Consider the following 11,782-nt stretch of genomic DNA (forward strand, 5'->3'; position numbering starts at 1 on the left):
TTCCGGTGCTGCCGCAGCGGCGTGTCGGGCAACTTTGCTGCCACGGTTCGGCCGCCTACCGGCGCGTACCGATGGTCAGTGGGGTGGGGGCGACCGCTGTGATCGGCGGCCGGACAGGGTCCAGATGACTGCGGCGAGGACCAGGATCGTCATCGCGATCGCGCCTGGGGCCTTGGTCAGCCGGGCCAGGCTGGTGCCGTCCGGCAGGGCGAGGAACGAGGCCAGCGCACACGGCAGCACGAACCAGCCGGTCCGGGTCGCCGCCACCGCGAGCACCGCCAGCGGCCAAGTGGCGTACCAGGGATGAAACACCGGCGCGAGCACCACAGTGGCCCCCAACGCCACCCCCACTCCCCCCAACACCACCCCACTGCCCACCCCGGCCGTGTTGACCAAGAGGTTTGCGCTCTCGGTACCGGCGTGCCAGGGCGAAAACTTCTTGATCAACGCGGTGGGGGGTGGGGGGTGGAGGGTGAGCAGGGTGCGGCACCAGAGCAGGAACAGCAGGGTGGCGAGTAGGGCCAGGCCGGCGATGCGGGTTACCGGGACCGCGTTGGGGTGGCGGCCAAGCAGCTCGCCGATGTAGTCGACGAGCATGCCGACGGCGGTCGGCGGCGAGGTCCACTGCACGGTGTCGCCGCTGCGGCCCAGCCCACCGAGCCAACCAGGCCCGAGACCGGTCAGCAGCGAGGGAATCAGCAGCCCGCCGACCGCCCCGACCACCAGCAGGCCGCCGTCCCGCAGCAGCGCCCACACCACGGACCGACCCCGTACGGCGGTCAGCGCCGCGAAGGGCAGCACCACCACGGCAGTGACCTTCACCGACACCGCCAGCCCGAGCAGCAACCCGGCCACCAGCAGCACCCCCACCGAGGGCCGCCACCACCGCGAACCGACCGACCGCCGCCGCGAGCCACCCAACGGCCACCACCGCGAGGCTGGCGACGGCGCGACGTCGGCTGGCACCGCCTGCGGGCCCGCGTGCAGACCATCGGGCTTCGGTGCGCGGCGGACCAGGAGCAGCAGGGCGGGCAGGAGCAGGCCGAGCATCACCGCGTCGTTGTGCGCCCCGGCCACCAGGTGCACCCCGACCAGCGGGCAGGCCAGCAGCAGCCAGGTCGCCCGCCGGGGCGGCACGCCGGCTGCCCGGGCGAGGCCGGGCAGGCAGGCCGCCGCCGCCAGCACGCCTGCGAGCGCCAGGATCCGCAGCAGTACCACCGTGCCGACCAACCCACCGCCGAGCAGCACGGCCAGCGCGGCGAGCAGCACGAAGAACGGCCCGTACGGGGCCGGGGTGTCCCGCCAGATCGGCGCGACCGTCTCGACCCAGGGGCAGCCGGCCGCAGCCACCCCGGTGGCGTACGGATCACCCCCGTCGGCGTAGATCCAGCCCTGGCAGGCGTACGAATAGACGTCCCGGCTGCCCAGCGGAGCGGTGACCAGCAGCGGCAGTGCCCACCACCCGGCGGTGACGTACGCCCATCGGGTCGACGGCGCACCGGCGCGCAACGCCCACCAGGCACCCACCATGGCGATCGTGCCGAGCAACCACAACGTGACGGTCAGCGGGCCACGGTCGGGGGCGGTGGCGGCGTCAGGCAGGGCACCACCGAGGTAACCGGCGACCGCCAGCAGCAGCGCCCCCACCAGTCCGGTGTACCGGGCCAGCAGGTCGCGGGGGCCCGCAGGTCGGTCGTCACCGAGCCCCGGATCGCTACGGGCGCCGGTCGCGGAGCGGGGACCGAGGTGGGAATGGGCGCCGGGATCGGTCACCGGCGGTACCTCTCCTCAGGTGCGGGGTCCAGGAACGCCCCGCCGACTGGCCTACTCGACGGGTACCGGTTGACGGGCCGCCGCCCGGGCCTCCTTCGCCGACCGTACCAAGCGGACCGCCACCACGATCACGAACAGCGTCATCAGCGGCGCACCGACCGTCTTGGTGTAGCGGGGCAGGCCGGTGCCGTCGGCCAGCACCAGGAACGCGGCGTACCCGGTCACCGCGCTGAACCACCAGGTGCGCTGCGCGGTGGCGGCGAGCAGCGCCAGCGGCCAGAACCAGTACCAGGGGTGGAACAGCGGGGCGAGCGCCACCGTCGCGGTCAACGCCAGCGCGGCGTGCCAGAGCGGCTCCCGGTGGCGGGCCCGGAACCACAGCCACACCAGCACCGCCGCCAGCACCAGTACCGCGATGCCCCGGGTCACCGGCAGCGCGTCGATGTGCTGGCCGAACGGCAGCGCCAGGTAATTGACGGTCTGCCCGACGGCGGTCGGCGGCGAGGTCCAGGCGACCACCTCGTTGCCGTGCGACAGCCCGGTGATCCAACCGAGGTCCAGCCCGGCGGCCAGGGTCACACCGAACAGCGTGGCCACGGCGCCGCCGACCACCGGCGTACCGTGGCGCAGCAGCGCGCGCAGCGAGAAGCCGCCGGTGATCGCGGCGAGCGCCGCGAACGGCACCACCACCAGCGCGGTCACCTTGATGCCGGCGGCCAGGCCGAGGACGACGCCGCCGGCCAGCAACGGCCAGGGCCGACCGGGGCGACTGACCACCACGGCCAGCCCGGCCACCAGCAGCCCGACCATCAGCGCATCGTTGTGTACGCCGGAGATCAGGTGCACCCCGACCAGCGGGCTGGCCAGGGCGAGCCAGAGGGCCCGACCGACCGGCACACCGCACCGACGGGCCAGCACCGGCAGGCAGGCCGCCGTGAGCACCACGCCGGCCACCGCGAGCACCCGGAACAGCGCGATGCTGCCGATCAGGGAACCCGTCGCGGCGACCACCGCGCCGGAGAGCACCACGAACAGCGGGCCGTACGGCGCCGGGGTGTCCCGCCAGATGTACGACATGGTGTCCAGCCACGGGCAGGGCAGCGTGGAGACGCCGTACTCGTACGGGCTGATGCCGTTGGCGTAGCTCGCCCCCTGGCACGCGTACGCGTAGGCGTCCCGGCTGCCCAGCGGCGGGGTGACCAGGAACGGCAGCGCCCACAGCCCGGCGGTGACCAGGGCCCACCGGGCCGACGGCACCCGGTCCCGCAGCGTCCACCAGGCCATCGCCATGGCTGCGGTGCCGAACAACCACAGCCCGATGATCAGCGGCCCGTTCGGCCCCAGCCAGATCTTGACCGGGTTGGGTCGCAGGTCACCATCGGGCAGGGCGCCACCGAGAAACGCCGCCACGGAGAGCATGATCGATCCGGCCAGTCCGGTCCAGCGCACGAGGTGATGGGGCACGTCCGACATGCTGCCAGTACCGTGCGCGCGGTCCGGAGGTGGGCATCACGCGGCGGGCACGCGCCGCCCTGCCCGGCCTTCGCCACACCGCCCGCCCCCCGACAACCACGCACCGGCGAGCGCTCAGCGCCCAACCGCCCCACCGACCGCCCGACCCACGAGCGGCGAGCGGCGAGCGGCGAGCGTCAGCCGAGCGGGCAGTGGCCGGACGGCCGCAGGCTGCTCGTGACCTCGAACGTGCCCGCAGTGCGGGCCCGTACCGTGGCCCACCCGTCCGCGTCGGGGCTCAGGCACCCGTCGCCCGCGGACAGCGACAGCCAACGGGACCAACGGACCCGGACGAGCACGTCGGCGGGCGCGTCGACGGTGAAGCGCACCCCCGCGTCGTCGGAGGTGACCAGCCGAGCCGGACCGGAGACAAGTGGTGCCGGGTCGAGCACCTGGTACAGGCGCCACTGCCCGGGGCGACCGACCTCCCGCAGGTATGGCTGGCCGGCCAGCACGAGCGTCGCCTCGTCCTGGCCGTACCGGTCGAGGGCCGCGTCCGGCGCGACGGCGACGTAGCTGACGGCGTTGCGGCGCAGCCATTCGCCGTACCGGCCGGCATCGAGACTGCCATCGTAGAAGAGCGGGTTACGTCCCACGTCGACCTGCCGCTCCCAGCCTCGGGCCAGTGGTACGGCCGCGGCCATGAAGGCGCTCTCCCAATGGTCCCGCAGCGGCACCACTTCGATCCGGCCGACCGGTGCCCGCCGGTCCAGTTCGTCCAGCAACGGTTCGTAGAAGGTGGCGTACGCGGGTGCCGACCCACGGCGGGCGATGTCGTTGGTCATCACCGGGGACTGCCACCAGAACAGCGCGACGAGCAGCGCGGCCAGCCACCGCCGGCCCAGTCCGACGTACGCCGCGACGACCGGCAGGGCGAAGAGCATCGGCAGGCGCAGCGCGTTCGAGCCGATCGGGCTGGGCAGGTGATAGGCCGCGACCAGGAGCAGCGCGGTGAGCGCGGCACCGACCCGCAGTGCCCGGACCGGTACGAGCGCGAGCACCACCACGGCCAGGGCGAGGTTGATCCGCAGTGATTCGGCGCTGAACGGCTGCCAGCCACCGTTGCCGAAGAGCACCGCCATCGGTGCCACCGTCACCAGCGGCGCCAGACAGAGGACCAGGGCGGCGGTTCCGGGTCGCCGGTCCCGCCAGACGTCGAGGACCAGCAGGGCACCGCCGGCGACGCCGATGAAGAGGCCGGCCACCGGGCTGGCGGCCGTCGCGAGCACGGCTGCCGCACCGGCCGCCGGCAGCCGCCACCAACCCGCCCCCCGAGGGACGGCCACCGCACAGAGCGCGAGCAGCGCCCACATCAGGCCCACCGCGAAGGTGATCCGGCCACTGGCCAGGTTCCCCACCAGGACGACCGCACCCAGCAGGCTTCCGAGCAGCGGACGGCGGGCGCCGGTGAGGACCAGCAGCCAGGCCAGGGCCACGGCGGAGACGACCGCCGCGACCGCACCGACCGGACGCACCCCCACCAGCGCGCCGAGCGTCTGGGTGTAGAGGCTGTAGCCGAACTGGTTGACCCCGCCGTACCAGGAGAAGTCCAGCGGAGCGAGACCGTTGCGCTCGGCGAAACCGGCGCGCGCCACCTGCGCGGAGAGGTCGGTCCCCATGGGCGGGGCCAGCAGGAACGCGACAGCCAGCAGCAGCGACACCACCAGCGCGCCGAGGACGGGGTAGCCCGGCCGCGGTGCGTCAGCACCCGTGGCAGCCTCGGCGGCCTCCCCGTCCGGGACGGCAGCATGGGTCGATGTCGGCACCGAGCAGTCCTACCACGATCAGTGACCGGCCCTGGTGGCGGGTTACCAGGACGGCTGCGCTACATCTCCAGGACGCGTTCGGTGGCGGCCCGGGAGCGGCGGCCGGTGCGCAGGTATTCGTCGAGGAACTCGCCCGGGTCGTCGCGGCCGAGCAGCCGGACCACGCCGGCCAGTTCCACGCCGTGCCGGGGCAACTGGTCGCCGGCCCGGCCCCGGACCAGCATCAGCGCGTTGCGGACCTGCGCGGCGAGCGTCCAGCCGGCCGTCATCGCCTCGGCGTCCGCCGGGTCGACCAGGCCCGCGTCCCGGGCGGCGGCGAGCGCGTCGAGGGTACGCGTGCCGCGCAGTTGCGGGTACGCGCCCGCGTGCCGCAGTTGGAGCAGCTGCACCGCCCACTCCACGTCGGCCAAGCCGCCGCGGCCCAGCTTGGTGTGGGTGGCCGGGTCGGCGCCGCGGGGCAGCCGCTCGGTCTCCACCCGCACCTTGATCCGGCGGATCTCGATGATCTGTTCCCGGGTCAGCCCGTCGGCCGGGTACCGGATCGGGTCGACCATCTGCTCGAACCGGGTGCCCAGTTCGGCGTCGCCGCAGACGCAGCGGGCGCGCAGCAGCGCCTGCGCCTCCCACACCCGCGACCAGCGGGCGTAGTACTGCTGGTAGGCGGCGAGGCTGCGGACCAGCGGCCCCTGCCGGCCCTCGGGACGCAGGTCGGCGTCGACACCGAGCGGCGGGTCGGGTGCGGGCATGCCGAGCAGCCGCCGCAGTTCCTCGGCGATGGCGTGCGCGGCGGCGCTGGCCGCGCTCTCGCTGACCCCTTCCGGCGGCTCGTAGACGAAGAGCACGTCGGCGTCGGAGAGGTAGTTCGACTCGTACCCGCCGAGCCGGCCCATCCCGATCACCGCGAACGTCAGTCCCGGCATGGCCGGCTGGGCGGCCTGGGCGGTCCGCAGCGCGGCGGCGAGGGTCGCGTCGGTGACGTCGGAGAGCGCGGTGCCCACCGCCGTGACGTCGGCCAGGGCGGGCGTCGTTCGGCCGCCGTCGGGGCGGGCCGGGGCCAACGAACCGGCCCGGCTGAGCACGTCGGTGCAGGCGAGGCGGAGCAGTTCGCGGCGGCGCAGCGCGCGTACCGCCCGGGTCGCCTCGACCGGGTCGCTGTGCCGGGCCGCGGCGGCGGTGAGGCCGTCGAAGAGCACCTCGCGCGGGCGGGGGCTCAGTTCGCTCTCCTCGGCCAGCAGGCGCAGCGCCTCCGGCTCGCGGGTCAACAGATCCGCGACGTACCGGGAGGAGGAGAGCACCCGGGCCAGCCGGCGGGCCACCGGCCCGGAGTCGCGCAGCAGCCGCAGGTACCAGGGGGTGCTGCCGAGGGAGTCGGAGACCTGGCGGTAGTTGAGCAGCCCCCGGTCCGGCTCGGGCGCGTCGGCGAACTCGCTGAGCAGCACCGGCAGCAGGGTGCGCTGGATGGCGGCGGTACGGCTCACCCCGCCGGTGAGGGCCTGGAGGTGACGCAGCGCCCCGGCCGGGTCGGCGAAGCCGAGGATCTCCAGGCGGTTGCGGGCCGCCTGCGGGGTCAGCCGCAGCCCGTCGGCCGGTACCCGGGCCACCGACTCCAGCAGCGGCCGGTAGAGCAGCTTGGCGTGCAGCCGGCGTACCTCTGAGGCGTGGGTGACCCACTCGGCGCGGAACTCCTCGACGGCGCTGCGCCCGGGTGCGGCGGTGTAGCCGAGCGCGGTGGCGAGCCAGCGCAACGCACCCGGTTCGGTCGGTACGGTGTGGGTGCGCCGCAGGCCCTGAAGTTGCAGCCGGTGCTCGACGCTGCGCAGGAACCGGTAGCCGCGCAGCAGCGCCTCGCCGTCGGCCCGGCCGACGTAGCCGCCGGCGACCAGCGCGCGCAGGGCGGGGATGGTGCCGGGCGCCCGTAACGTCTCGTCGCCCCGGCCGTGCACCAGTTGCAGCAGCTGCACCGCGAACTCGATGTCGCGCAGCCCGCCGGGACCGCGTTTGATCTCGCGTTCCAGCTCCTTCGGCGGGATGTGGTCGATGATCTTGCGCCGCATCGCCCGGACATCCTCGACCGCCTCGGGGCGTTCGGCCGCCTGCCAGAGCAGCGGCGCCAGCGCGTCGATCCACTCCTGGCCGAGCGCCAGGTCGCCGGCGGCCGGACGGGCCTTGAGCAGCGCCTGGAACTCCCAGGTCCGGGCCCAGCGCCGGTAGTAGGCCAGGTGGCTCGCGAGGGTCCGCACCAGCGGCCCCCGGTTGCCCTCGGGGCGCAGGGCCGCGTCGACCGGCCAGGCGACCAGCCCGCAGATGTGGATCAGTCGGGTGGCCACTGTGGTGGCGGTGGTCAGGTCGTCGTCCTCGGCCGCCACGAAGATCACGTCGACGTCGGAGACGTAGTTCAGTTCGCCGCCGCCGCACTTGCCCATCGCGACGACGCCCAGTCGCGGTTCCCGGGTGCCCTCGGGCAACTCCGCCACGGCGATCTGGTACGCGGCCGACAGCGTGGCGTCGGCCAGTGCCGAAAGCGCGGCCATGCTCTGTTCCAGGCCGCGCCCGCCGGTCAGGTCGGCCGCCGCGACCCGCAGCAACGCCAGCCGGTACGCCCGCCGCAGCACCGCGACAGGATTACCCTCGCCGGACAGGTCGAGCCGTCCGTCCGCGGTCGGGGCGAGGCCGTCCGGTTCGGTACGCAGCACCGGCCACTGGTCGGGGTTGGCCACCAGGTGGTCGCCGAGCGCCGAGGAGGCGCCCAGCACGGCGAGCAGCCGGCGACGCAGACCCGGATCGTCGTGCAGCGCGGCGAGCAGCGCCGAGCCCGCTCCGATGCCGCCGACGGCCCCCTCGGTTGCGTCCTGGCTCCCGGCAGCACCGCCATTGTCGGCGCCATCCCCGCTCCCGGTGTTCCCGCCCTGGCCGGTGGGGGTCGCCGTGACGCGTCCGGGCCCCGCACCCCGCTGCCGCACCGCCGCTCCCGGGCCGGCGGCGCCGTTCGGGCCGGCCGCCGCACGGTGCTCCGCCTCGACCAGTCGGTGCAGCTGACGCAGCGCCAGATCCGGGTCGGCGGCCCGGGACAGCGCGGTGAGCAGCTCCTGGGCCTGCTCGCCGGTGGGTTCCTGCGTCTGCGGGCGCCACAGGTCGAGCCCGTCCGGCCCGAGCAGGTCGGCGGCGCGGGCGCCCGCGTCGTCGTCGGTGACGCCGAAGCCGTAGCGGGCGAGCCGGCCCGTGGCGTTGGTCGGCCGGCCCATCAGTGCCCGAGCAGGGGCAGGCTGCGCCGGGACCCCTCGTCCAACTCACCGAGGGCGAGTGCGGCGAACCGCGCCGCGAACGGCTGCCAGACCTCCTCGACGTCGGCCATCACCGCGTCGCAGGCGGAGATCACCAGCTGCGGGTCGTAGCCCAGCTCGGCCAGCAGCGCCGAGTCGGCGGCCCATTCGGCGATCATCGCGGTGTCGCACTCGATGTGGAACTGCAACCCCCAGGCCCGGTCGCCGAGGCGGAACGCCTGGTGCGGATAGCGGGTGGAGGCGGCCAGCAGGGTGGCACCGGCGGGCAGCTCGGTGATCTCGTCGGCGTGCCACTGCAACACATCGGGGATCAGCGGAACGTACCGGAAGAGCGGATCGGACTCGGCCGCGTCACGCCGGCCGACCACGGCGGGCCCGACCTCCGGCCCGGACGGGCTGCGGACGACCGTGCCGGCGTGGGCGGTGGCGAGCAGCTGCGCACCGAGGCAGACGCCCAGGGTCGGCAGCCGGTGCCGCACCGCCTTGCGGAGCAGCTTCTCCACCGCCGGGAACCAGGGCGCCGCCGGCACCCCGTCGACCAGCGGGTAGGCCTGCTGATCACCGCCGAGCACCACCAGGGCGGCGTACCCGTCCAGGTCGGCGGGGAGAGCTTCGCCCGCGTGCGGGCGGACCACCGCCAGCTCCAGCCCGGCTTCGGTCAGCCACTCCCCCAGCCGGCGCGGGTCGTCGGTCGGGTCGTTCTCGATCACCAACGCGGTTGCCACATCGTCGAGGCTATCCGGTCCGGCCGACCAGGCCGGCGCGAGGGATCGGCGCGGTGTCCAGCAACGTCGGCCGGGTCCGGGCCGAGATCCGGTGAACGATCCCGGCCACCGCAGTAGGCTCTGCCGCTGTGTCCGACCGCATCGCGCCCGACGACGTCGTACGCCCGCCCGCCCTGCGCCCCGGCGACACGGTGATGCTGGTGTCGCCGTCCGGACCGACCCGCCCGGAACGGGTGGCCCGGGGCGTGGAGCTGCTCACCGGCTGGGGATTGCGCCCGGTGCTCGGGCCCAACGCCTACGCCCGGCAGGGCTACCTGGCGGGGGCGGACGCGCTGCGGGCGGCCGACCTCAACACCGCGTTCGCCGATCCGCAGGTGCGCGGGGTGATCTGCACCCGGGGCGGGTACGGGGCACAGCGGGTGGTGGATGCGATCGACCTGGCGGCGGTACGCCGTGACCCGAAGGTGGTGGCCGGGTTCTCCGACATCACCGCGCTGCACCTGGCGCTCTGGCGGGGCGCCCGGTTGGCGGGGGTGCACGGTCCCGGGGCGGCCTGGCGCGACGAGCGCACCCCGCTGGCCTCGGCCGAGTCCCTGCACGCGGCGATGACCAGCACCGAACCGGTCACCGTACGCGCCGTCGAGGGCGAGGAGACCTTCGGCGTACGCGTCGGAGGGCGGGCCGCCGGCCGGCTGCTGGGCGGCAACCTCTGCCTGGTCGTGGCCTCGCTCGGCACCCCGGACATGCCCGACCTGACCGGCGCGGTGCTGCTGCTTGAGGACGTGCAGGAACCGCCGTACAAGGTCGACCGGATGCTGACCCAGCTTCGCCGGGCCGGCGCGCTGGCCGGGCTGGCCGGGGTGGCGGTGGGACAGTTCACCGACTGCGCCGACGGCTGGGACACCACGGTGGCCGACGTGCTCGTCGAGCGCCTCGGTGACCTGGGCGTACCGGTGCTGGGTGGCCTGCCGATCGGTCACGGCCCCGGGCAGCTCACCGTCCCGGTCGGTACCCGGGCGACCCTCGACGCCGACGCCGGCACCCTCAGCGTGGTCGCCGCCGTCCGCTGACTCTTTGTCGGACACGTCCGGATTTCAGTCCGGATTGCCAGCTCGCTGACAGCTTCACCATGGTGCACGCCCAGCCAGGCTCGTCACTGTCGGTGACGTCATCGCATCACCGACGAGTTGGAGGAACGATGTCCCGCACGATTTCGAAGAAGCACCTGCTGGCCGGCCTGGCCGCGGCGGGCGTGCTCGGCGTGGGGATCGCCGCTCCCACCGTGGCGCTCGCCGACGACAAGGCCACCCCGAGCGCCAGCGCGAGCAGCGAGCCGCAGGGCGACCGGCAGGAACAGCGGACCGCACGGCAGGCGCAGTTCGCCGAGGCGCTGGCCGAGGAGCTGGCCGAGGAGCTGGGCGTGCCGACCGAGAAGGTGACCGAGGCGCTAAAGAAGCTCCGCGAGCAGCACCAGCCGCAGGGTCGGATGGACCGCGAGGGCCACCGGGGATTCCCGTGGCGCGGCGACCGTGCCGCCGAGGGCCGTACGGGTGGCGATGGTGCCACCGGGGGCCGCGAGGGTGGCGCGGATGAGCGGCGGACGCCGCCGTCGGCCGAGGAGCGCAAGGAGGCGCTGGCCGAGCGGCTCGCGAGGGCGGTCGAGGACGGCAAGCTGACCCAGGAGCAGGCCGACGCCATCACCGCCGCCGTCGACGCCGGTGTGTTCGGCGGCTGGGGCGGCCCGGGCGCTCATGGCGACGCAGGCGCCCGTGGCGACGCAGGCGCCCGTGGCGACGCAGGCGCCCGTGGCGACGCAGGCGAGTCCGCCGGCAAGTGACGCCCCGGCCGGCAGCACCCGTCGCAGCGTGCGCGGCGAACGCCCCGGCCCGACGCGACGAGCGAGGTGAACACCGACCCGGATGCGGCCCCGGCTGACGTGCCACGCCGCCGTGACAGGCGGCCCCGTTCCACTCCTGCGGGGCCGCCTGTCAGGCGCATCCGGTGCTTCCGACCGAGTGTCCGTCGCATCTTGCTCCGGCCCGACTCACTCGTCGGACACGACTGGGGTGCGGGCGTCGGGTGGGCTGTCACGCGACCCGACTCACGACATGCGGCGAATCGCGGTCTCCGGGGCCCGGGAAGGCACGAAATGCCGGGACCCGCGACCGGCGAGCCGACCGGCAGCAGCCCGGGACGCGCCGACCGACAACGGTCGGCGCGGGTCTGCGTCAGGCGATGCAGGCGCAGACGATCAGCGCGGCGCCGAAGTGGCTGGCGGCGCTGACCCGGGCCACCGGGTGCGGCTCGTCGGCGCAGATGACCTCGCCGAGCTTGCCCGGCGTGATCAGGTCCAGCACGAAGAAGGCCAGCGCCATGATGCCGAGACCGATCAGCCCGAAGATCACCGTCGAGGCCAGCCCCTTGGCGAAGTCGCTGTAGCTGGTCAGGATCGCGGTGAAGACGATGCCGGCGACGCCGAGCTGGTTCGCGGCGAGCAGCAGGCCAGCGTTGGCGTTACGGCGTACCCAGATCAGGTCCCGCAGTTTGCCCGGGGTGAGCAGGTCGACCAGGACGAAGCCGGCGGCCATCAGGCCGACGCCGACGATCCCGAACACCACGCTCTGCCAGGCTCCGCTGAGCAGATCCTCCAGCACCGACTGCCTCCCGACGAGTCTCCGGCCGGCGGTTGCCGGCACGGTGATCGAGACGATAGCGGCACCGGGCA

General features: G+C 74.4%; 8 protein-coding genes. 2 read left to right on the forward strand and 6 right to left on the reverse strand.

Annotation, left to right across the window (positions count from 1 at the left end):
* Window positions 1-75 precede the first annotated feature (75 nt).
* The 5 genes from mptB (ACFY2A_RS19800) to ACFY2A_RS19820 all read right to left on the reverse strand — a co-directional run bounded on the left by mptB (ACFY2A_RS19800) (window position 76) and on the right by ACFY2A_RS19820 (window position 9,057).
* Complete coding sequence (gene mptB / locus ACFY2A_RS19800) at window positions 76-1,671, reverse strand: polyprenol phosphomannose-dependent alpha 1,6 mannosyltransferase MptB (RefSeq protein WP_387173693.1); 1,596 nt, start codon at window positions 1,669-1,671, stop codon at window positions 76-78.
* 153 nt (window positions 1,672-1,824) lie between these two features.
* Window positions 1,825-3,237: a polyprenol phosphomannose-dependent alpha 1,6 mannosyltransferase MptB gene (mptB, locus tag ACFY2A_RS19805; protein WP_387173441.1), complete on the reverse strand. Its 1,413-nt coding sequence runs from the start codon at window positions 3,235-3,237 to the stop codon at window positions 1,825-1,827.
* Between the two features lie 185 nt (window positions 3,238-3,422).
* Window positions 3,423-5,051, reverse strand: coding sequence for a hypothetical protein (locus ACFY2A_RS19810; RefSeq protein WP_387173443.1), 1,629 nt, complete (start codon window positions 5,049-5,051; stop codon window positions 3,423-3,425).
* A gap of 59 nt (window positions 5,052-5,110) precedes the next feature.
* Window positions 5,111-8,293 carry a bifunctional [glutamine synthetase] adenylyltransferase/[glutamine synthetase]-adenylyl-L-tyrosine phosphorylase gene (locus ACFY2A_RS19815; protein WP_387173445.1) on the reverse strand — a complete coding sequence of 1,061 codons (3,183 nt, stop codon included), beginning with the start codon at window positions 8,291-8,293 and terminating at the stop codon, window positions 5,111-5,113.
* Window positions 8,293-9,057 carry a type 1 glutamine amidotransferase gene (locus tag ACFY2A_RS19820; RefSeq protein ID WP_387173448.1) on the reverse strand — a complete coding sequence of 255 codons (765 nt, stop codon included), beginning with the start codon at window positions 9,055-9,057 and terminating at the stop codon, window positions 8,293-8,295. The genes ACFY2A_RS19815 and ACFY2A_RS19820 overlap by 1 nt, the downstream gene beginning before the upstream one ends.
* Window positions 9,058-9,251: 194 nt before the next feature.
* Here ACFY2A_RS19820 and ACFY2A_RS19825 point away from each other — a divergent pair, with 194 nt between their 5' ends.
* Together ACFY2A_RS19825 and ACFY2A_RS19830 are read left to right on the forward strand one after the other, a co-directional pair.
* Window positions 9,252-10,127 (forward strand): LD-carboxypeptidase, encoded by an 876-nt coding sequence (locus ACFY2A_RS19825; protein ID WP_387173695.1) that lies wholly within the window; start codon window positions 9,252-9,254, stop codon window positions 10,125-10,127.
* Window positions 10,128-10,255: 128 nt separating this feature from the next.
* Window positions 10,256-10,894 carry a hypothetical protein gene (locus ACFY2A_RS19830; RefSeq protein WP_387173450.1) on the forward strand — a complete coding sequence of 213 codons (639 nt, stop codon included), beginning with the start codon at window positions 10,256-10,258 and terminating at the stop codon, window positions 10,892-10,894.
* 391 nt (window positions 10,895-11,285) lie between these two features.
* Here the strand turns inward: ACFY2A_RS19830 and ACFY2A_RS19835 are convergent, their stop codons facing one another.
* On the reverse strand, window positions 11,286-11,711 hold the full coding sequence (locus ACFY2A_RS19835) for a DUF350 domain-containing protein (protein ID WP_363923429.1): 426 nt from the start codon (window positions 11,709-11,711) through the stop codon (window positions 11,286-11,288).
* Between the last annotated feature and the right edge of the window lie 71 nt (window positions 11,712-11,782).

The sequence above is a fragment of the Micromonospora sp. NPDC000442 genome (assembly GCF_042898635.1).
In the GTDB taxonomy this organism is placed as follows: domain Bacteria; phylum Actinomycetota; class Actinomycetes; order Mycobacteriales; family Micromonosporaceae; genus Micromonospora.